Raw genomic sequence first — 23,364 nt, 5'->3', positions numbered from 1 at the left:
TTCTATACCTTACTGCTTGATGTCCAGAGAAAAGAGGCCTAAATCCCACGTCTTTCCTCTGCGAGAAAGGGTCACTTGCTGTGGTTCAATGGCTTCTACTGTGTAGCCAAATAGCGACTCTCCGATGCCAACCACTTGATCGTTAAGCACTGCCACACAAGGTATGGTTTGTTGGCATACAATACTTTGCAACCTAGGTAGCGGGTAACTCTCTATCTTATTGACAGGTGATGCGCTCTCACTTACCCAACCTAATGGCGCGGTAGGATCTTGCGCTGCCCAACTACTGCATACAACACACATCAACAGCAGTAAAAAAACGGATCTAACCACCAATAAACTCCTGTCTAATGCCTAATGTGTACACTTCCATAATGACTCTGGCTTGGGGGTAATTTTCTACCTTGTATTGGAAATGACGCCAATAATACTTCATCGGTAAACTTTCTAAATTGGTCAAATAATTCAATATCGCGAAGTAATTACCGGTGAACTCCAATCTCACAGGATGAACATAATAGCCTGAATATTCAGATGATTGGTTGTTATTTGCAATCGGCTCTGCTGCTAATGACTCCATGGAGACCAAAGTCAACTCTGGGCTGGTTGCCAAAACACTTTCAAGCAATTGCGCCATCTTCGCGGGTGTAATCAGTGAATCAACCAATGCTGCCAGCTCAAGCGAGAGAGTTTGGCTCTGCGCCATTAACTGTTTGAATTCTAGATTGATCTCTTGATTCGGATCTTTATTAAGCTTAGCAGTCAATAACAGAATTTCACCTTGCATTCGCTGGTTCATCTGCTCAACAGACTGAAGCTGTAACCGATTAGCCGCCACCGATTTCATCGCGGGTTCAAGTAACAAGCTAAACAAGAGCAGTGTAATCACCACTAAGCCACACAGGGCGATCAACATTTTTTCACGCGAACTGATGGCTAAGAATTTGTTGCTGATGCTCTGCCAATTCATTGGCTATCCTCCGCTTTAGTTTTAAGCTCAAAGATGAGAATGCCTTGCTCATTGCGCGCAATTTTTAACTTTTCAAAACCACGTCCCACTAGGTTCAGTTCGCTTTTAAACTGACTTAACCAGTTTGGAATATCTTTCGCCTCTCTAGCCAAGCCTTGCAAATCGAGCTGCTCATGATGGATGGTAATGGTCGTTAATGAAATATCATCACGGCTGAGTGTGGCTAGCGAACGCATGACTCCTGAGTAACCGACCTGTTGTGATTGATCAAACTCATTAATCGAATCCAATGTGGCTTGTTTGCCCTTAATTTGCTGCTTCAAACGCTCAATCGCCGCCATTTTTTCAACCGATGGCTTATGCTTATCAACTTTCTGTTTGGTCGTTTCTAATTCAGCAGCAAGGACTTTATTTTGCGCTTGTTTAGCTTGTAGCTGCTGTTTCAATTGACTATTTTGCCATTGATAACTGGCATAGGCCAATAGCATCACTAAAGCGACAATGCCCCAAATCGCGCAGACCATGGACAGTGAAAAATACTCTTTCTTCGGCTTCAGATGCGCCGGGTATAAGTTGAGCATTGAATCGTCAATGCGAGTCACTTGCTCCACCAGCAGATGCGCCGAACTCGGTAACCGCTCATCAAGCAGGGAAACTTTGACATTTAGGCGTTCATTTAATGCATCGACCAACTCTTGCTGCGCTTCTTCATCACACAGCACTTTTAGCTGATGTAATGAGGCCCCTTTAAGCTGCGAGGAAAGGTAATCGATCGAACGTTGCAGTTCTAACGCTAAGCCATCGAGCTGTAAAACCGAGCTGGCGACACCAGTAATGGGAGAGACAACACCTCTCATCGTTCGTTGAAAACAGCATTTTTGGTCCACAAATGCGTCAAACTTAAAACTGCTGTTTTTACTGCGCTGTAGCAACAAAAAATGCTCAAGATCACCGGCACTTCTCGCCCACACTTCATCTTCGGGGATGACTTTGCCTAACTCTAAACCCATCGCACTCAGTTGCGACGCCACTTCCAATACCGTGCGTTTTGAGACCACGTAGGCTTGAATTTTATTATCTGCGGGTAACGGAAAAGCATCAGCGATGATGTCAGTGACTTTCTCTGTCACCAGATCTTTCAATAAAAATGGCAGGGCGACTGACCACTCTTCTTTGGGTAACTGCGGTTTTTCTATTTGATAAGTTTGATAAAAATGAGCGTGGAGGACAAGGTTAATTACCGTACCCTTGATGTTGAGCGGTTTGAGTGCGTGAAAGAGTACCTGTTGCCACGTTGCACCATCAAGCGGGATTTCTGTCGGCAAAGTCGCATCATCCAAAGCCGAGAAATAGAGAGCATCAGGTCTTACGACAACGAACAATTGCCGCAACGTCGCTTTAGATGGTTTTAATTTATCAATCAGTGACTGAAGATTCATATAGGTTCGCTTTTATTTTTTACGCCAACGATTTCTTCGCCCTAAGGTCACGCTAGGGCTAATTATTTTCTCAGGTAACAAAGGCTGTTCTTCTTCAAACAGTCGGCCTTGCCCACCATGAATGCCTAGGTTTTTTAGCGTTTGCCACTCTTGTTCTGTTTCGACACCGACCGCAATAACTTGAGTCTGAGTACCGCCACAAGCACCGATCATGCTACGAACAAACAGCTGATTTTCATGCCGTTGATCGATTTTCTTCATCAAGCTGCGGTGCAATTTCAGGAAATCAATCTTAAGATCTTTTATGTAGTGAGTGCTGACAATGGTTCTGCCCGCCTGCCCTACGATTACCTTAGCACCGAGGCCGGAGATCATCTTAATAACGGGGCGCATATAATCGAGATGCTGTACTAACCGACCTTCAGGAAACTCAAAGGAGAGCTGCGATCGGCTACTCGAGGTAAGTTGCAACAATTCATGCCGGAACCACTTAAAATACGACTTATCGGCGAATGGGACGACATGCAAGTTCACTGACACATTAACCTTAACTTCAGAGCGTTTGAGTAAACGAACCACCTGCAGCAATACGGCTCGATCCATCACCATTTCATAACCTACAGTTTCTAAGGCTGAATGGAAGCGAGAGGTTTTTATAATACCTTGTTCTGGATCATCAATACGCGCAAACAACTCATCGTGCAGCCATACTAAATCATTCGTCTTTTCAAGCAAATAGCAAGGTTGACGGAATAAAATTATTTTCTCAGGCGTCAGCACCTGATCAAACAAAGTTCGCCAACGCACACTACCCCGTTCCTCTTGGAAAAAAGTACTCTTTTTAAAGCGGCTCCACGTATTCACTCGCTGTAACTGAGCACTTTTTAAGGCCGTTTCTGCCTCATCCAACACTCGACCACGCCGCTCGCCTTCGCTGTACATACTGATACCTATATGGCACCAGTTTTCTTTATCGAGCGGCTCAGGAGGCGATATGCGCGCTAAAAGCTTCAAACATTGTGTAGCAATAGAAGCGACCTCTTTTACCCCTTGGTGCGGCACAAAAATGGCAAAATCGGTATCGTAATAGCGAGATAAAATAACATCCGGGTAACGCTGTATGACGTTGGAGATGTTCTCCCCGACTTCCACAACGAGATCATCCGCTGCTTTTTTATCATTTTCTTCGCACAGAGAATCCCAATCATCGATACGCACTAACAAAACGCCACCACGCGCGCCATTCTCTAACAAGGCTGATTCCAATTTGCTATCAAAAAGGACACGGTTGGCCGTACCCGTCAACTTATCTAAGAAGGTTTGGGTCCGGATAAAAGTATCAAAGCGGCTACGCTCTTGACGAGCATCTTGCAGCTCATCAATCAGGGCATCAAGCGCCTCACTCGCCGTATAAGGCCACTCGCGGTGATCACCTTTGGCGTACTGCTCCACACGGCCGGCGAGAATCATTCGCCCTCGCTCCTCCAGCAACTCAGATCCCAGCAATTGCTCTTTAAGCCACTTTACTCCACGAATCAAGCAAAACACGATGAGACCAACTGCCAACGTAATAGACCACATGGCACCCAATGAGTAGCTATAACTGAGATAGGGCGGAACGGCTTTAAAGCTGATGCTGTAGCCTGGATTACGTTCAAGGATAATATCAATATGGTACAAACGGGCAGGGTCGACTTTGGACGAGGTATCTTTAAAACGGTAAATAACGCCAGCTGGTGAAGAGAGCTGCATTTCAACAATGCTACTGGCTTGCAACATTTTGGGCATCCAACGTTGCAATGAATAAGCGGCATCAGGATCTTCTATTTCTTTATCGACTACCTCCACAATTCCTGCTAGGTAGTGATTGAGATATTCTTGTCCAAGCCGTTGAAAAGACAAAGTTCCACCAATAAACAAAATGAACATTGCACTGGTTACGATGAGCGTAAAAAAAGCTACTAACCGAGTACTCAGTTTCAGTGTTGGTGTATACCGCATGAATGCTGAATTCCTTTTCAACGTAAACTTTGTCGATCACTAAGCTGTGCTGACAAATAAGAAAATGCTAATAGTGATAACTATATAAAAAAGCCGCGGTTTTCGCGGCTTTTTTCGACATTCGAACGTTTAAAACGGGATGTCGTCATCAAAATCCATTGGTGGTTCATTATACTGAGGTTGAGCCTGTTGAGGAGCTGACTGCTGCTGTGGTTGCTTTTGCATCGCAGGCTGCTGAGGCTGCCCCCATCCGCCACCTTGTTGCTGCTGTTGTGGCATTCCACCTTGCGCTGGAGCACCACCTTGAGCACGGCCACCCAACATTTGCATCACACCATTAAAACCTTGTACGACAACTTCGGTGGTATAACGATCTTGTCCACTTTGATCTTGCCACTTACGAGTTTGTAGCTGACCTTCAATGTATACTTGTGAACCTTTACGCAAGTATTCACCAGCCACTTCAGCTAATTTGCCAAACAGCGCAACACGGTGCCATTCGGTTTTTTCGCGTTGCTCGCCAGTTGCTTTATCACGCCATGAATCTGACGTTGCAATGGTGATATTTGCCACAGCAGCGCCACCAGGCATATAACGAATTTCTGGGTCGTTACCTAGGTTACCCACTAAAATAACTTTATTTACTCCACGGCTTGCCATGTTTTGCTCCGTCTTCCATCATGAGTGTTCTTTAAATAGCTGACTAGGATACCACGCTTTATGCGAGGCACAAATCTTCACAGAAATAGTTGTCAAAATTCATCTCACAATCTTGCTCAATTTCCTATTTTTTAGAACCACTACCTCTAATTTAAGAATGACAAAACACTCAGTTACCTTACTATATGAAACTAAGCGCAATTTTATTTATCTCGTTGGCTTTATAACCTAATTTCCGTCATTTTCTAGACAGTTGTCTAACATTCTCGTCAACAGGAAGTGACCATGAGAAAAGCAAACTATACCCGCACCATTTACTTTCTCTGTTTAGATAAAGAGCAAGAACACCCTTATATTGACCATTTAACCGATCGGCTTGGGCTGCCCATTCCTAAAATTGAGCCCGAAACCCTGCGCCAAACGTATTGCTCAGATAAACACAAAATATTGATGATTGACCATGCCGATTATGCGCAGTTGCAACGACGCTTGGGAAACTGCCCATTAAACAGTCAGCATCATGAAACGATCCTTATCAATGTGTTGCAAAGATTAACCACGAATGACTTATTAACCTTTGGCCATTTAAAGGGGCTATTTTATAAAAATGACACCCTAGATAAAATTGCATTTGGGCTTGGTGAAATCATTAACGGACAAAATTGGCTACCCAGACACGCTGTAAGCCAGTTACTGCACTACTATCGCTACGCGTTTGAATCCCATACTGCTCAAGTGATTACAGACTTAACCGCCCGCGAAATACAGATCCTCCGCTGCTTACAAACTGGCGCATCGAATAACCAAATGTCGGAAGATTTATTCATCAGTGAATTCACGGTCAAATCACATCTCTACCAAATATTCAAAAAGCTATCGGTCAAAAATAGGGTCCAAGCGATTGCGTGGGCCAATCAAAATATTCTGTCTTAATTATGTGCTTTCACGCAGAATTTAACTGAGTTCACCGCTTTAGTGGTGATAGCGTTTCATAAAGCATGATAAGGTTGCGCCATCAATTAACAATTCAAATAAAAATAAGGTTATAGCATGATCAAAAAATGCCTATTCCCAGCCGCTGGCTACGGTACACGTTTTCTTCCAGCGACCAAATCAATGCCTAAAGAGATGATGCCAGTCGTCAATAAACCCTTGATCGAATATGGTGTTGAAGAGGCGATTCAAGCTGGAATGACCGGGATGTGTATTGTGACTGGGCGTGGAAAACACTCGATCATGGATCACTTCGATAAAAACTATGAGCTAGAGCATCAAATTAGTGGCACCAACAAAGAAGAGCTACTGGTTGATATTCGTGAAATCATTGATACCGCCAACTTCACCTACATTCGTCAACGTGAAATGAAAGGTTTAGGCCATGCGATTTTAACAGGTCGAGAGTTAGTCGGCGATGAACCTTTTGCGGTGGTGCTGGCCGATGACTTATGTGTCAATCAAGAAAAAGGGGTTTTGGCACAAATGGTCGCTCTGTATAAACAGTTCCGCTGCTCAATTGTTGCCGTTCAAGAAGTGCCTGAAAATGAAACACATAAATACGGTGTTATTTCCGGTGAAATGATCAAAGACGATCTGTTCCGAGTGGATGACATGGTTGAAAAACCAGAACCAGGCACCGCACCAAGCAATTTAGCCATCATTGGTCGCTACATTTTAACCCCAGATATTTTTGATCTGATTGAGCAAACAGAGCCGGGTAAAGGTGGCGAAATTCAAATTACCGACGCGCTACTCAAACAAGCGCAATCAGGCTGTGTATTGGCGTATAAATTCAAAGGCCAACGCTTTGACTGTGGTAGCGTAGAAGGCTATATCGAAGCCACTAACTACTGCTTTGAAAACATGTACAAAAAGAACGAACAAAAAGTCGCGTTGGATAAGCATTCGACTCATAAAGCTTAAGTAACCGAATGCGTTAGTCACCTAATGCGTTAATCACCTAGCACCTCCCCAATAAAAACCACGGCAAGTCCCGTGGTTTTTATTTACTGTTTTTTTATCCAGTACCTATTTGCACAAAACTCACACTATGCAATACTTGCTTAACTTGTGTTACATAGAGCCTAGATGATGGACAAAATTGAAGTTAGGGGCGCTCGAACCCACAACCTGAAAAATATCAACCTGACCATTCCACGCGATAAATTAACGGTGATTACAGGGCTATCAGGCTCGGGGAAGTCGTCTCTCGCCTTTGATACACTCTACGCAGAGGGCCAACGCCGCTATGTTGAATCTCTGTCTGCCTATGCACGCCAATTTTTATCTTTGATGGAAAAACCGGATGTTGACCATATTGAAGGTCTTTCACCGGCTATCTCTATTGAACAAAAATCAACCTCGCATAACCCTCGTTCTACGGTTGGCACCATTACCGAAGTTTATGACTACTTGCGTCTGCTTTATGCGCGAGTCGGTGAGCCGCGCTGCCCTGAGCACAAAGTTCCACTTCGCGCTCAAACCATCAGCCAAATGGTTGATAAGGTGTTGGAATTAGCTGAAGGCTCAAAACTGATGCTGCTTGCACCGATTGTGAAAGAGCGCAAAGGTGAACACGTTAAAACGCTGGAAAACTTGGCCGCGCAAGGTTTTATCCGTGCCCGCATTGATGGTGAAACGTGCGATCTGACTGATCCACCAACCCTTGAGCTGCACAAAAAGCACACTATTGAAGTGGTGGTTGATCGCTTCAAAGTTCGCCCTGACCTACAGCAGCGCCTAGCCGAATCCTTTGAGACAACGCTCGAGTTGTCAGGCGGTATTGCTGTGGTTACTGACATGGATGGTGAAGGCGAACAGATTGTATTCTCAGCTAATTTTGCTTGTCCACACTGTGGCTACAGTATGCAGGAGTTAGAGCCTCGGCTGTTCTCATTTAATAACCCAGCAGGCGCATGCCACACCTGTGATGGTTTAGGCGTACAACAATATTTTGACCCTGAACGCGTTATCCAAGATAGCCAACTCAGCCTCGCGCAAGGAGCGATTCGTGGCTGGGATCAGAAGAATTACTACTACTTCCAGATGCTCACGTCACTCGCTGCGCATTATGATTTTGATTTACATACCCCATTTAACAAACTGCCCAAAAAGGTTCAGGAAATCATCTTGAAAGGCTCGGGGAAAACTGAGATTGAGTTTAACTACATTAATGATCGTGGTGATATTCGGGTTAAACGCCATCCGTTTGAAGGCATTCTCAATACACTTGAACGGCGTTATCGCGATACAGAATCTAACTCTGTCCGTGAAGATTTGGTGAAATACATCTCGACTAAGCCTTGTACCAGTTGTAATGGCACCCGTTTACGCATAGAAGCTCGCAACGTATTTATCAATGATACCGCGCTACCGGAAGTGGTGGAACTGAGCATTGCCGATGCCTTGCAATTTTTCCAATCTCTTGATTTAGAAGGCCAACGAGCACAAATTGCTGAAAAAGTAATGAAAGAGATCAATGACCGTTTGCATTTCCTCGTCAACGTTGGGCTGAATTATCTCAACCTTTCTCGGAGTGCTGAAACCCTGTCAGGAGGGGAAGCACAACGGATTCGCTTAGCGAGCCAAATTGGCGCTGGACTCGTTGGGGTAATGTACGTCTTAGATGAGCCATCGATTGGGCTCCACCAGCGTGATAACGAACGGCTATTAAAAACGCTCACGCATTTGCGCGATCTAGGCAACACGGTATTGGTTGTAGAGCATGACGAAGACGCCATTCGTATGGCCGATCATGTAATTGATATTGGCCCTGGCGCTGGTGTGCATGGTGGACAAGTCGTCGCAGAAGGGAATGTGAATGACATAATTTCCAACCCTAATTCGCTCACAGGACAGTACCTGAGCGGCGCGAAAAAAATTGCGATTCCTACCGTGCGTACCCCGAGAGATCCCAAGAAAACGGTGGAGCTTATCGGCGCGTCGGGTAACAACCTCAAGACGGTTGATTTATCAATTCCTGTTGGCTTATTTAGCTGCGTAACCGGAGTTTCAGGCTCCGGTAAATCAACCTTAATTAATGATACCTTTTTTAAAATTGCTCATACGGCCTTAAATGGAGCCACCACAGCAACGCCTGCTCCATATCAAAAAATCAAAGGGTTAGAGCATTTTGATAAGGTCATCGACATTGACCAGAGCCCGATAGGCCGAACTCCCCGCTCAAACCCGGCCACCTATACGGGCATTTTCACACCGATCCGTGAGCTATTCTCAGGCACTCAAGAGTCTCGCTCTCGAGGCTATAAACCGGGTCGTTTTAGCTTTAACGTACGCGGTGGACGCTGCGAAGCATGCCAAGGTGATGGTGTGATTAAGGTTGAAATGCACTTTTTACCCGATGTTTACGTGCCATGCGATGTATGTAAGGGCAAACGCTATAATCGTGAAACATTGGAAGTCCGCTACAAAGGCAAAGCGATTGATGAAGTGTTGGAGATGACCGTCGAAGATGCTTACGCTTTTTTTGAGCCCGTACCGATGATCGCTCGCAAACTCAAAACTTTGATTGACGTGGGTTTATCCTACATACGCCTCGGACAAGCGGCGACGACATTGTCAGGGGGCGAAGCTCAACGCGTCAAACTGGCTCGTGAACTATCAAAACGCGATACAGGAAAAACCTTGTACATTTTGGATGAGCCAACGACAGGCTTACACTTCCATGATATCCAACAGCTCTTGACCGTACTGCATCGCCTACGCGACCACGGCAATACCGTGGTGGTGATTGAACACAACTTAGATGTGATTAAAACCGCAGACTGGGTGATCGACTTAGGGCCAGAAGGTGGACAAGGCGGCGGCGAAATTATTGCTCAAGGAACGCCCGAAGATGTGGCGCAGATCGAAGGTTCACACACAGCACGCTTTCTTAAGCCTATGTTGAAATAGAAAAAAACGGTAAAGTAAAGAAACCAGCAAGTGGTTGCTGGTTTCTTTTAATTGGAACGCGAGACCTATGGCAACATTGCATCTAAGCGGTACACAACTTGAAGCACAAACACCCGCCATCCCCTTAAACAAACCCTTTTTGCTTTCGATTGGCATTCTCTATTTACTGGCAATGCATTTTTTTATGCCCAACCCTGGTGGCTCAGGTCTAGCTTTATCTTTTAATCCAACCACTTGGCTTGCCCTTAGTTTTACGCTCTCATTAGGTCTGTATCAACTCGCATCTAACCGTAGGTTACGCTATTCCAAACTGACCATCGGTCTTTTCATCAGTTGTACCATCATGACGATTCCGCTGCTTTATACGAATGCTCTAATTGAGTCATCGCTGAGTCGAATGTTAGGACTATGGACTGGGCTGCTTTTTTTTGTATTGCTGCAACAATTTCGTTTTAGTAACAAACATAAGCAGCGATTACTCTGGTTTATCGTACTCGCGGTATTGATTGAAACTCTATTTGGTCTGTACCAATACTTTTTGCTTTCACCCGATAATATTTTTGGCTACAACACCCTCATCAACCGCCCTTACGGCATTTTTCAGCAACCGAATGTGATGGCAAGCTTTCTCGCGACAGGGCTGGTTATGTCCGGCTATTTACTGGCTCGTCAACCGAAAAAGTACAATCAGCATGTTAGCGAAGTGAGCCTACTTTATGTCACTCCACTGCTCACTGCACCGTTGCTGGTGATATTAGTCTCGCGCACTGGCTGGATTGGCGCGGTACTCGGCACGCTTTTTGTTCTGCCTTACCTATTTAAATTTTCGACGCCTAAACGATTTTGGGGATGGAGCGCTGCGACGCTATTGGGTATTGCTTTAGGGTTTGTCGCTGTCTATTCCCAAGGCACGGGTGATTTTCTAGAGAATAAGGCTGATTTAGAGAGCCCTCGTCGTTATACCTTTCCTCAAACCATCGATATGGTCATAGAAAAACCCTTCACGGGTTATGGCTATGGCAAATTTGAATCTGAATATTTGCTTTATACCGCAAGGCAACACCAATTAAACCCTAGCTACCAACCAGGGTTGGCGTCGATGGATCATCCTCATAATGAATTACTATTCTGGGCGGTGGAAGGCGGTTTGTTACCTGTGCTAGGGATCACACTGGCCATGCTTTTCGTGCTCATGCGGATGTATTCGGCCAAGAAAGGGACCAGGCTTGCGATGTTCGCCCTTTTCATCCCTATCGTGTTGCACAGCCAACTCGAATACCCATTTTACCATTCTGCCATTCATTGGATAACCTTCATTATTCTGCTTTTTTGGGTTGATCAACGCGTGGCTAAATACCGTTCGGCCCCTTTTGGCCTTATCAGTAAATCCCTGTTTCGAGTATTGAGTTTAGTAGTGCCGATTTTGACTGGCTTTTATATGCTCAGCGCACTGCACAGTAATTACGTGCTTACCCAATTTGAGAAATCTCAACCCAAGAACCCGGATATCCTACAAAAGGTGACGAACCCTGTGGTTTGGAAAGACCGTTTTGATTGGGATGTCTATAGCACTTACCTCAACATTGGCCTGTATAATCAAGATCCTAAATTGATTACGCCATACATCGACTGGTCATTGGCCATCATAAAACATAAACCGCGTCCTGCTTTTTACAATAATCTGATCTTGGCTTACCAAGGTATTGGTGACGAAAGCCGCGCCGAGCAAATTCGCTCCGAAGCCGCATTTTTGTTCCCCAATATGGATTTCAGTGAGGTGCAGTATAGCCCACCAGCCAGTTCGGCTGATCGTTCGTCTGCCAATTAAATCGAGGATATGAGCCTTATTCATTAAAAAAGCTTTCCCCAAAAGAGAGAAAGCTTTTAACCGTTGAGCTTATTTCACACTCCAACCAGTAGATCTCACTGCCAGATGAGTGGCTTACGTCACTGGTGGAAAATCCAACACCATGGTAGCAACGCTGAAATAGATGATCACCCCAATAGAATCCGCAATGGTCGTGATCAACGGAGCACTGGCTGATGCAGGATCGAGCTTAAACTTATTCAGAATGAACGGAAGGAGCATTCCAACAATACAGCCAATAATCACCACAATTTGCATCGTTACCGCAACGACAAAAGCGATATCACTGCCGCCTCGCCAAAAACCCAATAAAGAGACAGCAATGGCCATTGTTGCCCCTAATAACGCCGCAATCCCTAACTCTCGCACCAACATGGATAGCCAATCTTTCATCACCACTTCACCAGTGGCTAAGGCTCGAACCATCAACGTTGCTGACTGGGATCCTGCATTACCGCCGCTATCAATCAACAGTGGTAAGAAGAAGACCAAGGCGACATAGGTTTGAATCGTCTCCTCAAAGTACGCAATACCGGCACCAGAAAAAAGGTTACCAAAGACTAACAACACCAGCCAAAACACACGTTTCTTGTACATTAGCCATACGCTGGCTTCTTTAAGGTTACCGGTAAAACCAACCGCAGCGACTTTATGAAAATCCATATCCGCTTGCTGCTCAGCCACGTCCATCGCATCGTCATAAGTCACAATACCGACCAAACGAAATTGATCATCAAAAACAGGCACCGCAAGTAAATCGTATTTACTGATGGCTTGCGCTGCACACTCTTGATCTTCATCGGCTCGAACAAACACTGTCTCTTTGGTCATGATGTCAGAGACAAGCGAGGTCGGTTGTGCCAGCACTAAATCCTTAAGCGAAAGTGTACCAAGTAAGCGATTCTGTTTATCAATCACATACGCTTGATAGATGGTTTCCCTCTCGTTGGCCATTTCACGTAAACGCGCAATCGCCTGCTGCACATCATCATCGGCGTTTAACATCGCATAATCTGTCGTCATAATGGAGCCGACCGAGCCTTGCGGGTAGGCAGCAAGTTGTTGTACATCTTGCCGCTCTTGTTGATCCAGTAGAGCAAGTAGCGGCGGTTGGCGCGTCTCATCCAAGTGAGCATATAAGTCAGCCCTTTCATCATGGGGCATAACTTGAAGCACTTTCGCAAGCGCTTCGAGCGGCATTCTCTCCACCACTTTTTCTCTGATAGGCTCAGAAAAATACCCCAATAGCGCCGCTTGACGAGCGATTGGCATCAATTGCACCAGCTCAAAGACATCCTCTTCGCTCAAGGTCTGATTAGCCAACTGCTCAGCGAAGACTTGAGCAATATCAGCGATGGGATACTGTTCCATTAATTGATTTAAGTTTAATGGGTCACGATTAAAATTAATCGCAGCGAGTTCTAACGCTATTTTTTGTAATTTCATTATCATATCTCAGCCGATATTTAACTTTAAAAATAAACATAATAATTTTAAAGCTTATTTTTAGAATCAATGTATTCAATGAATAACTTAAATTTTAAGCACACTGTTCCAATCTCACTAAAATTTCATTTAGTGAAGTTGAGCGACTTATTTTAAAGTTTGTTAATATTTATTATATAGAATAGGCGCCAATCACTCGATTCCGACTATCGATGATAGGAATCATAGGCAAATGACTGTCTAATAATAACTTTCTAGCTTGAACCTTATCCATTAAGGCCGATACGGCAATATCGCTTTTGTGCATAATATCTTTCATGATGATATTCATCTGTGATACCACCACCTTGCTTAAATAAACAAACCCTAAGTATTCACCTGCATCACCAGAGATAAAGATAAGGTTTAAGCGCTTATCGGTTAAGGACGATGAGCGTAGAATCGCAATCACCGCTTCTACAGATAGCGATGCGCCTACACAAATAAAGTTGTTATCCATTTCGGTTTGAATAGAGTGAGCAGCAGGTAGCCGGTTGCCCATAGCTAATGATGTATTGTACATAACCATCTTTGTATCTCCTTGAAACTATCAAGGCAAAGAAACCAAATTATGCAGAAAATCCACGTAACTGAACTGCAATAAGCTTATACCATCAAGCTCAAGCATTCCCCGCTTTGAACAAGCAAGTTAGGAGAAGATAAAGTCAGTCAAATAGAGAAGCCGTGTACTTGCGAAAGTTCTAGCGGTGTACAGATGACACGCAAGAAATTCAAAAGCATTCACGCTCTAGCCAGTAGAAACGCTGTATTGAATAAATCATATGATCGACTTAAACAAACACGATACTCTATAAAAAGAGTGTGATATTGACAGGAGAGAACAAGAAAAGGAGCTTCGTTAGTATGAATACCAACTTAGCAAAAGCGAGGCTTTAAATGAAAAGTTGGCAACAAAACGTAGGCTTTTCTACTAACCAGAAAATACCACACTTGGATAATCGACTACTCGACGAGTCCATAGGTTTCTATTGCACCTCTAAAAAGTTAATAATAAGTATGCTTTCTCAGCGCGGTTATCCTAACGCAGATAAAATAATGGTCAACCAAAACAATCGAACAATGTTCATTTTTTACAATACCATGACAATACAAAGTAGTATCCAAACTGGTTCTAATATTTAGGCCACGAACTTTGTCATCGTATATTTATTATAAATACACAAAATGCCACTTATATTCATACGAGTAATTAAACCATTAACGACAAACTTTATCTTAAGATATCAATCACGAGTATTCCACTCAGGCCAGGGAAGAGCTAACAATAAAAATGAATTTTATGATTGATGCTGAGACGAACAACGTTCAGCATCAGCACCACTAAAAAGGAGCAAATGCTCCCTTATGTGTTTTTTTGCTAATTTGTTAATGACTCTTCTAACGCCCGTAAGCATAAGGCCACGTTTTCACTGCGCGCCCCATACCCCATTAGACCAATACGCCACGCTTTACCCGCTAAAGTGCCAAGGCCTGCGCCGATCTCCAAGTTGTATTGATTGAGCAAATGCGCTCGCACTTTAGCCTCATCAACCCCCTCTGGAATATAGATCGCATTCAATTGCGGTAAACGACAATCTTCAGCAACGACAAATTCAAATCCTAATTTTTCTAGACCCTGCTTTAATTTGTCATGCATCACACGATGACGTGCCCAAGCCTGCTCTAGACCTTCGTTTCTCAACACCAGCAAGGCTTCATGCAATGCGTACAAACTGTTAACTGGCGCAGTGTGGTGATAACTGCGCTTGCCTGCACCGCTCCAATAACCAAGCACTAAGCTTTGATCTAAAAACCAGCTTTGAACGGGGGTTGTGCGAGATTGAATTTTTTCAATCGCTTGCGCTGAAAAAGTCAGTGGCGATAAACCCGGAGGGCACGATAAGCACTTTTGACTCCCAGAATAGACGGCATCGAGCTGCCATTGATCCACATAAAGTGGCACGCCGCCTAAGGATGTCACCGCATCTACAATACTCAGCATGTTGTTTTGCTTAGCCAGCAAACCTAATGCTTGCGCATCACTCAATGCACCAGTTGACGTTTCTGCATGGACAAACGCGAGAATTTTAGCATCAGGGTTAGCCTGTATGGCTTGCTCGACTTTATCGAGCGAAACGGGGGCTCCCCACTCATCATCCACCAGCACCACTTCTCCGCCACAGCGCACTACATTCTCGCGCATACGCTCGCCAAAAACGCCATTGCGACACACGATGACCTTATCTCCTGGCTCAATCAGGTTGACAAAGCACGCCTCCATACCAGCGCTGCCCGGCGCGGAAACCGCGATGGTAAACTCATTTTCCGTTTGAAAAGCGTATTTAAGCAGCTGCTTTAGCTCATCCATCATCTGGATAAAAAGCGGATCTAAGTGGCCAACAGTCGGCCTGCTCAGCGCTTGTAATACTTGGGGGTAAATATCTGACGGGCCTGGCCCCATCAAAATTCGCTGGGGTGGGTTAAAACTGGTAATGGACATAGTTGCTCCTTGCTTGCGGCCAAATACGAATACCCAGAGTAAAACAAATCCGCTGATGCAACAATTCGACCGAAGTCTAGAGGTCAAACCAGTGTCACACTCTGGTTAATTTTATTTTACATTTGGACTTAATTAGCGATTGACATTAACAGTTCAAAAACGTTCAATGAATGAGCTATCTAGCAGAAGAGGAGCACTGCCCAGGCAGATGTTTTGTGGAGCCTCAACTCCAATACAAAACATTAATGGGGAGCAGTGCCGAGATAAACCAAGGTTGTGGATTTGGTTTATCGGTTGAATGGGCTGAATCCCTTCAACTGTCATCAGCAACCCTGATGAAGAGCTTCTGAGGTAAACCAATCATAAAAACACCTCTTTATTTGCTCTAGAAAAACTCTCTTCAAACATTGGACGTTGGTACACCAACACTATTTTTATTTCAGGAAGTCGTGGGAGAAATGCCGTGAGCGCATTCAATGTCGCCAAATTTGGCGGAACAAGCGTTGCTAACTTTGAAGCAATGAGCCTTTGTGCCGCTGTGATCGAAAATAATCCAGAGACCAAATTAGTCGTGAGCAGTGCCTGCTCTGGCGTGACGAATTTATTGGTTGAATTAGCCAATGGCGTACAAGATGCCAATCAACGCTTAAGTATTATCAAACAGTTAGCTGATATTCATCATGCGATTATTGATAAACTTGCCGACCCGCTACAAGTTGAAAAAGAGGTACACTCAATTTTAGATATGGTGGCCAGTGTCGCAGAAGCGGCCTCTTTTCAAGCGAGTAAAAAGCTGACCGATCACTTAGTGGCTTGTGGCGAGTTAATGTCGACCTTCATTCTGACGCAATTACTGCGTGAACGTGGCATGGATGCGATCCGTTTTGATATTCGAGAAGTGCTGCGTACTGATGACCACTACGGTCGGGCGGAACCGCAATTAGAGCAGATCCAGCAATTAGCCCAAGAGAAGTTAACACCACTTTGCCTGCAACACGTAGTGGTAACTCAAGGTTTCATCGGCGCTGATGAACAAGGGAATACAACCACATTGGGCCGAGGCGGCAGTGATTATTCTGCGGCCTTGATCGCCGAAGCGGTACAAGCTTCTGGCTTAGAAATTTGGACTGATGTGCCGGGGATTTATACGACCGACCCTCGCATTGCGCCTAAAGCCGCTCCGATTGCGGAAATAAGCTTTAGCGAAGCATCGGAGATGGCAAACTTTGGCGCTAAGATTTTGCATCCATCGACGTTGCTGCCCGCGCTTCGCCACGATATCCCTGTGTTTGTCGGCTCCTCAAAAGAGCCTGAAAAAGGCGGCACTTGGATCCGTAAACGTGTGGAAAGCTCACCTCTATTTAGAGCCTTAACCCTACGCTGCAATCAAACCATGGTTACACTACGCAGCGCTAGCATGTTTCACGCATACGGCTTTCTTTCGAAGGTGTTTGAAATTTTAGCCAAACACAAAATTTCGGTGGATCTGATCACCACCTCTGAAATCAGCGTCTCATTAACATTAGATAAAACCGATACCTCAGGTGGAGCGCCTGAACTGCCTCAAGCGGTGCGCTTAGAATTAGAAGAGCTGTGTAAAGTTGAAGTCGAACATAATCTGTGTTTAGTTGCGCTGATCGGCAATAACATGAGTGAAAGCAAAGGCTATGCAAAACAAGTTTTTAGCACCTTAGAAGATTTCAATTTGCGTATGATTTGCTATGGTGCCAGCCCGCACAACCTCTGCTTTTTATTACACGAGTCGGTTTCTAAAGCGGCAATTCAGAAACTTCATCAAGATTTGTTTGAACGATAAAACCACATTGAGTAGTAACACGCTGAATAAAAAACAGGTTGGCTTAGCCAACCTGTTTTTTATTACTTAATCTAAATTCGGCCCAAGCCATTTTTCCGCTTCTTGCGCATTCCAGCCTTTACGTTGCGCGTAATCTTGCATCTGATCTTGCTGAATTTGTGCAATTGCAAAATAACGAGAGTCAGGATGCGAGAAGTACCAACCTGACACCGAAGCACCCGGCCACATAGCGTAACTGGTGGTTAAAGACATATCGATGGTTTGCTCAACCTGCAACATCTCCCACAAGGTGCCTTTTTCCGTATGCTCAGGACACGCAGGATAGCCCGGCGCTGGGCGTATACCTTGGTATTTCTCACGGATCAAATCATCGTTCGACAACTCTTCGTCAGCAGCATAGCCCCAAATTTCTTTACGAACTTGCTGATGCAAATATTCCGCAAAAGCCTCAGCAAGACGATCAGCTACCGCTTGGATCATGATGGCGTTGTAGTCATCGCCTTGCGCTTTATATTGGTCTGCTAATTCTCGCTCACCAATTCCGCCTGTCACGGCAAATGCGCCGATCCAATCTCGTTTACCACTCTCTTTTGGTGCAATGTAATCGGACAAGCAGTAGTTATAACCTTTGGGCTTTTCAGTTTGTTGGCGTAAGTGATGCAGAACATGAGCAACCTCGGTGCGCGATTCATCGCGATACACTTCGATATCATCCCCCACACTCGCGGCCGGGAATAAAGCGCAAATACCGCGAGCCTTGAGTAGCCCTTCTCGCTCAACTCTATCAAGCAATGCATTAGCATCATGGAATAAACTTTGCGCTTCCTCTCCCACCTCTTCGTGTTCAAAAATCGTTGGATATTTACCCATCAATGACCATGTCATGAAAAATGGTGTCCAGTCGATGTAACGACGAAGGGTAGCCACATCAAAATCATCAAACACATGTACGCCCAATTTAGCCGGAACTGGCGGCGTATAGTTATCCCAATCGATAACCGCTTTATTTGCCCTTGCCACTTCTACTGAGACAGGCTTAGTTCGGGGGGTTTTACGGTGATGTTGATCACGCGTGCGTTCATAATCGAGGTTTAATTTTTCAACAAAAGCAGGACGTAACTCATCAGAAAGAAGCGAAGAACAAACGCCTACTGCTCGCGAAGCATTGTTCACGTACACAACAGGCTGGTGATAATTTTGCTCAATTTTAACTGCGGTATGTGCTTTAGAGGTGGTTGCTCCGCCAATCAAAAGCGGTAATTTAAACCCTTGTCGCTCCATTTCTTTGGCGACGTGCACCATTTCATCTAAAGAGGGAGTGATGAGGCCGGATAACCCAATGATGTCGACATTCTGTTCTTTCGCGACTTTGAGGATCTGCTCGCATGGCACCATAACGCCGAGGTCAATGATTTCGTAGTTATTACACTGCAAAACGACGCCAACGATATTTTTGCCGATGTCGTGTACATCCCCTTTAACTGTGGCAAGAAGGATTTTGCCATTATTAGAACCCGCTTGCTTAAGGGCGTTGATGTAGGGCTCTAAATGCGCAACGGCTTGCTTCATAACGCGCGCCGATTTCACTACTTGCGGCAGGAACATTTTCCCTTCGCCAAAGAGGTCGCCGACCACGTTCATTCCATCCATTAGAGGCCCTTCGATCACATCCAATGGGCGAGTGGCATTTTGACGAGCTTCTTCCGTATCTTCAACAATATACTCGGTGATACCTTTGACCAACGCATGCTCTAAACGTTTTGCGACTGGCCATGAACGCCATTCAAGCGCACTGGCATCCTCTTCCTTACCGACACCTTTGTTCGCATATTCAGCCGCAATATCCAGTAAGCGTTCAGTGCCATCGCTGCGGCGATTGAGAATGATATCTTCGACTGCTTCACGCAGTTTCTCAGGCACGTTATCGTAAATCTCAAGCTGACCGGCATTGACGATACCCATGTCCATGCCGTTTTTAAAACAGTGATAAAGGAATACAGCATGGATCGCTTCACGCACATAGTTGTTACCGCGAAAAGAGAAAGAGACGTTGGAAACCCCGCCGGAAATCATCGCATGGGGTAAATTACGTTTGATATCAGCCACGGCTTCGATAAAGTCCACAGCATAATTATTATGCTCATCAATACCAGTCGCAACCGCGAAAATATTCGGATCAAAAATGATATCTTCAGCAGGGAAACCAACCTCATCAACCAAAATTCGATAAGCTTTGGTACAAATTTCAAGTTTTCGCTCACGGGTATCCGCTTGGCCTACTTCATCAAACGCCATCACGATCACAGCAGCACCATAGCGGCGAATGAGTTTAGCTTGTTCAACAAACTTCTCTTTTCCCTCCTTGAGGGAAATCGAGTTCACAATCCCTTTGCCTTGAATGCATTTGAGACCTGCTTCAATCACCTCCCACTTAGAAGAATCAACCATGATTGGTACTTTGGAAATATCCGGCTCAGAAGCGCATAAATTGAGAAAGCGGACCATGCAAGCTTGCGCATCCAACATCCCTTCATCCATATTGATATCGATGATTTGTGCACCGTTTTCGACCTGCTCTCGAGCAACATGCAGCGCCTCATCATACTGCTCATCTTTGATTAAACGCTTAAAACGCGCAGAACCAGTGACGTTAGTTCGCTCACCTACGTTGATGAATAAGCTCTCTTTGGTAATCGTCAGCGGCTCTAGACCGGATAGACGACAAGCCACTGGAATATCGGGTAACGCTCTTGGTTTCACACCTTCGACCACTTTTGCCATTTGTCTAATGTGCTCAGGAGTGGTTCCACAACAGCCACCAACAAGGTTCAAGAATCCCGCTCGCGCCCATTCCCCGATGTGCTGCGCCATCTCATCAGCTTCAAGATCATACTCACCGAATGCGTTAGGCAACCCCGCATTGGGATGAGCCGAGACATAACATTCAGAAATACGTGATAGCTCTTCAACGTATTGGCGCAATTCATCCGGACCGAGTGCGCAGTTCAAACCAAATGAGATAGGCTCAACGTGTCGCAGTGCATTATAAAAGGCTTCGGTTGTTTGCCCAGAAAGCGTTCGACCAGAGGCATCGGTGATTGTCCCTGAGATCATCACGGGCAGTTTGTAACCCAACTCTTCAAACACACAATCCACCGCAAAGGCACAGGCTTTAGCATTTAAAGTATCGAAAATGGTTTCAATCAAAATTAAGTCGCTGCCGCCACGAATTAAAGCACGTGTTGATTCTGAGTAAGCTTCAACTAATTGCTCAAAGCTGATATTTCGAAACCCAGGGTCATTCACGTCAGGGGAGAGCGAGCAAGTGCGGTTTGTTGGCCCTAGCACTCCCGCCACGTAACGAGGTTTATCAGGCGTTTTCGCCGTCCATTCGTCAGCAGCTTGGCGTGCAAGATTTGCAGCAGCGAAATTGATCTCATTGCTAATGGCTTGCATATCGTAGTCGGCCATTGCGATGCTCGTCGCGTTGAAGGTATTCGTCTCTAGGATATCAGCACCTGCTTCCAAGTAAGCACTATGAATTTCTTTGATTAACTGAGGCTGCGTCAAGACGAGAAGGTCATTATTTCCTTTCAGATCGCTTGGCCAATGGGCAAAGCGATCTCCGCGATAATCTTGCTCTTCCAATTTATAGCTCTGAATCATGGTGCCCATGCCACCATCAATCAATAATATTCTCTGTTGCAATTGAGCTTCAATTTGACTTCTAACTTCTCTTCCCACAGTACAGCCTCATTCCTTTTGGTTATTCGCTCATCCTATCATATAACCATTAGAAATCTAGACGTCTAAACTTCACTTTAATTATCGTTTGATACATCTGCAATCATGGCTAAAAAGTGTTTGCTATTTGTACATCATCCAAGGAGAATTTCATTCATATTTTGTTACACGACGAGAAAACAATGTCTGTCTATTACACTTTATGCTTCCTATCAGGAGCAGCAATGTTGATTGCCTTTCTAAACAGTAAGATAGGCAATATGCAAACCACTATCGCCATTACAGCAGGATCGATGATGTTGTCATTATTGATCTTAGTTGCAGGTCAAAATGATTGGTTTCATCTAACTCAAATAGCGACAGAAACCGTCAACAGTATTAACTTTGAAAATTTTCTGCTCAAAGGAATACTCGGTTTTCTACTTTTCGCTGGTGGCCTAGGCATCAAATTACCCAACCTAAAAGATCAGAAATGGGAAATCGCGGTTCTTGCGCTAGGCGCAACGCTATTTTCAACCTTCTTCATCGGTTTTGGGCTATACGCCTTCTGTCAATTTATCGGTATTCACTTCGATCTCGTTTACTGTCTGCTATTTGGTGCACTCATATCACCAACAGACCCAATAGCCGTATTAGCTATTGTTAAAAAGTTAAATGCACCAAAACGTATTTCAACCCAAATCGAGGGAGAATCGCTCTTTAATGATGGTTTTGGTTTGGTTATCTTTGTCACTATTTTCACTATTGCATTTGGTACAGAAGCACCAACCATAGGTAGTGTAACTATGTTGTTTATTCAAGAGGCAATGGGGGGCATCCTGTATGGCCTAGCTCTTGGGCTATTATTCCACTACCTCATCAGCGCCACCGATGATCACTCAATGGAACTGCTTTTAACCATTGGTATACCGACTGCTGGCTATGTTTTTGCAGATGTTATTCATGTTTCCGGACCTTTAGCTATGGTTGTATCAGGGATAATGATTGGCAACTGGACACGCTTCATTGGCTTTTCAAAAGAAAGTGAAGAACACCTTGACCACTTTTGGGAATTGGTTGACGAATTTTTGAATGGTGTGCTCTTCCTACTTATCGGTATGTCGATGCTACTTTTCAAATTCCATGAAGAGGACTGGATATTGATGGCTTTCGCCATTCCTCTTGTCTTATCTGCTCGCTATCTAAGCGTTTTTTTCTCTTACATCGGCTTCAAGCGTTACCGCTCCTACAATCCATGGTCAATAAAGATACTAACTTGGGGAGGGCTACGAGGTGGGCTAGCACTAGCAATGGCACTTTCTATCCCATCTGGCATATTAGTTATCCCAGACAAGCTTATTGATGTAAAAGAGATAATCCTTGTTATGACATACGCTGTCGTGGTGTTCTCAATACTTATTCAAGGTTCAACAATTACCCCATTGATAGATAAAGCAAAACAAGCTGAAAAATCGTCAATGTAGAAAGAAAACTGTCAGTAATGACTGATCAAACCAATTTTACCTCTAGCCGATGTTCTAGAACATCGGCTTTTGCTATCTTTACTTTGTTACTCCTCTCTCTATATCTACTGTAATACCAATTTAAAAAAATATGATCTAATTAAGGCTGTTGAACTATGGTGAAATATCACTATGGATAGCTTTAGTAACACTTATTTAAAAAGCTGGCGAACCCTATTCAAATGAAGGTGTGATGATGGCTCTCGCACACCCCAAAGAAAGTCATTCATGTACACAAATAATCACACAATAGCTTAAAGTCAGCCGAACAAGTTTGAACAAACAGGTTCAATGATTATTGAAGAAGGACACCAAGTAAAACTACGGACCGGTAAGCGAGCCCTAGCTAATCAGAGTGTTACGAATTACAAGGAGTGAGTATGTAAGTATGCGTGGAATTGATTTTTAGAAGACGGCACTGAGAGTGATAAAAAATAAAATGCTATTTTACTCAAACGAAAAAAGCCCT

15 protein-coding genes and 1 riboswitch are annotated in these 23,364 nt (G+C 44.5%); of the genes, 6 read left to right on the top strand and 9 right to left on the bottom strand.

All coding sequences use genetic code 11. From position 1 onward, the window contains the following. Positions 1-9: 9 nt before the first annotated feature. From PL85_RS08590 to PL85_RS08570, 5 genes are all read right to left on the bottom strand, one after another. Positions 10-336 carry an MSHA biogenesis protein MshK gene (locus PL85_RS08590; protein ID WP_115339468.1) on the bottom strand — a complete coding sequence of 109 codons (327 nt, stop codon included), beginning with the start codon at positions 334-336 and terminating at the stop codon, positions 10-12. Further along, positions 326-970 (bottom strand): type II secretion system protein GspM, encoded by a 645-nt coding sequence (gene gspM / locus PL85_RS08585; protein ID WP_017047102.1) that lies wholly within the window; start codon positions 968-970, stop codon positions 326-328. Before gspM ends, PL85_RS08590 begins: the two co-directional genes overlap by 11 nt. Next, a complete protein-coding gene (locus tag PL85_RS08580; protein WP_115339467.1) occupies positions 967-2,409 on the bottom strand; it encodes an MSHA biogenesis protein MshI in 1,443 nt (480 codons plus the stop codon). The genes gspM and PL85_RS08580 overlap by 4 nt, the downstream gene beginning before the upstream one ends. Before the next feature lie 12 nt (positions 2,410-2,421). Next, positions 2,422-4,410 (bottom strand): RNase E specificity factor CsrD, encoded by a 1,989-nt coding sequence (gene csrD, locus PL85_RS08575; protein ID WP_115339466.1) that lies wholly within the window; start codon positions 4,408-4,410, stop codon positions 2,422-2,424. Positions 4,411-4,539: 129 nt separating this feature from the next. After that, the gene (locus PL85_RS08570) at positions 4,540-5,070 is read right to left on the bottom strand and encodes a single-stranded DNA-binding protein (RefSeq protein WP_019282036.1); all 531 of its coding nucleotides are present in this window, start codon (positions 5,068-5,070) and stop codon (positions 4,540-4,542) included. 285 nt (positions 5,071-5,355) lie between these two features. Here PL85_RS08570 and PL85_RS08565 point away from each other — a divergent pair, with 285 nt between their 5' ends. From PL85_RS08565 to PL85_RS08550, 4 genes are all read left to right on the top strand, one after another. Continuing rightward, complete coding sequence (locus PL85_RS08565) at positions 5,356-6,003, top strand: LuxR C-terminal-related transcriptional regulator (RefSeq protein ID WP_064624269.1); 648 nt, start codon at positions 5,356-5,358, stop codon at positions 6,001-6,003. 117 nt (positions 6,004-6,120) lie between these two features. Next, complete coding sequence (gene galU / locus PL85_RS08560) at positions 6,121-6,990, top strand: UTP--glucose-1-phosphate uridylyltransferase GalU (RefSeq protein WP_013857894.1); 870 nt, start codon at positions 6,121-6,123, stop codon at positions 6,988-6,990. Between the two features lie 168 nt (positions 6,991-7,158). Further along, positions 7,159-9,981: an excinuclease ABC subunit UvrA gene (gene uvrA, locus PL85_RS08555; protein WP_064626113.1), complete on the top strand. Its 2,823-nt coding sequence runs from the start codon at positions 7,159-7,161 to the stop codon at positions 9,979-9,981. 34 nt (positions 9,982-10,015) lie between these two features. Next, entirely contained in the window at positions 10,016-11,809 is a 1,794-nt protein-coding gene (locus PL85_RS08550) for a PglL family O-oligosaccharyltransferase (protein WP_088720758.1), read from the top strand. A 114-nt stretch (positions 11,810-11,923) separates the two neighbouring features. Here PL85_RS08550 and mgtE read toward each other — a convergent pair whose 3' ends face one another. From mgtE to PL85_RS08535, 3 genes are all read right to left on the bottom strand, one after another. After that, on the bottom strand, positions 11,924-13,300 hold the full coding sequence (gene mgtE / locus PL85_RS08545) for a magnesium transporter (protein ID WP_088728586.1): 1,377 nt from the start codon (positions 13,298-13,300) through the stop codon (positions 11,924-11,926). Positions 13,301-13,466: 166 nt separating this feature from the next. Beyond that, positions 13,467-13,862 carry a CBS domain-containing protein gene (locus PL85_RS08540; protein ID WP_017050669.1) on the bottom strand — a complete coding sequence of 132 codons (396 nt, stop codon included), beginning with the start codon at positions 13,860-13,862 and terminating at the stop codon, positions 13,467-13,469. 849 nt (positions 13,863-14,711) lie between these two features. Further along, entirely contained in the window at positions 14,712-15,833 is a 1,122-nt protein-coding gene (locus PL85_RS08535) for a pyridoxal-phosphate-dependent aminotransferase family protein (protein ID WP_115339465.1), read from the bottom strand. A gap of 178 nt (positions 15,834-16,011) precedes the next feature. Then, positions 16,012-16,187, top strand: a riboswitch (Lysine riboswitch). A 109-nt stretch (positions 16,188-16,296) separates the two neighbouring features. Between PL85_RS08535 and lysC the strand changes: the two genes are divergently transcribed. Then, positions 16,297-17,649 carry a lysine-sensitive aspartokinase 3 gene (lysC, locus tag PL85_RS08530; protein ID WP_017043419.1) on the top strand — a complete coding sequence of 451 codons (1,353 nt, stop codon included), beginning with the start codon at positions 16,297-16,299 and terminating at the stop codon, positions 17,647-17,649. Between the two features lie 66 nt (positions 17,650-17,715). Here lysC and metH read toward each other — a convergent pair whose 3' ends face one another. Further along, positions 17,716-21,393 (bottom strand): methionine synthase, encoded by a 3,678-nt coding sequence (gene metH, locus PL85_RS08525; RefSeq protein ID WP_088728583.1) that lies wholly within the window; start codon positions 21,391-21,393, stop codon positions 17,716-17,718. Positions 21,394-21,575: 182 nt separating this feature from the next. Here metH and PL85_RS08520 point away from each other — a divergent pair, with 182 nt between their 5' ends. Continuing rightward, positions 21,576-22,856 (top strand): cation:proton antiporter, encoded by a 1,281-nt coding sequence (locus PL85_RS08520; protein WP_026027845.1) that lies wholly within the window; start codon positions 21,576-21,578, stop codon positions 22,854-22,856. Positions 22,857-23,364 lie beyond the last annotated feature (508 nt).

Origin of the sequence: Vibrio anguillarum (genome assembly GCF_001989995.2) — a bacterium.
Taxonomy (GTDB): Bacteria; Pseudomonadota; Gammaproteobacteria; order Enterobacterales; family Vibrionaceae; genus Vibrio; species Vibrio anguillarum.
The sequence above is the reverse complement of the archived record's forward strand: the minus strand, read 5'-3'. Positions and strand labels throughout refer to the sequence as shown.

Bases quoted from the DNA above. Each gene is read 5' to 3' on its own strand.
- gspM (WP_017047102.1), bottom strand. From the start codon at position 970: ATGAATTGGCAGAGCATCAGCAACAAATTCTTAGCCATCAGTTCGCGT.
- PL85_RS08540 (WP_017050669.1), bottom strand. From the start codon at position 13,862: ATGGTTATGTACAATACATCATTAGCTATGGGCAACCGGCTACCTGCT.
- PL85_RS08535 (WP_115339465.1), bottom strand. From the start codon at position 15,833: ATGTCCATTACCAGTTTTAACCCACCCCAGCGAATTTTGATGGGGCCA.
- PL85_RS08580 (WP_115339467.1), bottom strand. From the start codon at position 2,409: ATGAATCTTCAGTCACTGATTGATAAATTAAAACCATCTAAAGCGACG.
- uvrA (WP_064626113.1), top strand. From the start codon at position 7,159: ATGGACAAAATTGAAGTTAGGGGCGCTCGAACCCACAACCTGAAAAAT.
- PL85_RS08570 (WP_019282036.1), bottom strand. From the start codon at position 5,070: ATGGCAAGCCGTGGAGTAAATAAAGTTATTTTAGTGGGTAACCTAGGT.
- PL85_RS08565 (WP_064624269.1), top strand. From the start codon at position 5,356: ATGAGAAAAGCAAACTATACCCGCACCATTTACTTTCTCTGTTTAGAT.
- galU (WP_013857894.1), top strand. From the start codon at position 6,121: ATGATCAAAAAATGCCTATTCCCAGCCGCTGGCTACGGTACACGTTTT.
- PL85_RS08520 (WP_026027845.1), top strand. From the start codon at position 21,576: ATGTCTGTCTATTACACTTTATGCTTCCTATCAGGAGCAGCAATGTTG.
- csrD (WP_115339466.1), bottom strand. From the start codon at position 4,410: ATGCGGTATACACCAACACTGAAACTGAGTACTCGGTTAGTAGCTTTT.
- mgtE (WP_088728586.1), bottom strand. From the start codon at position 13,300: ATGATAATGAAATTACAAAAAATAGCGTTAGAACTCGCTGCGATTAAT.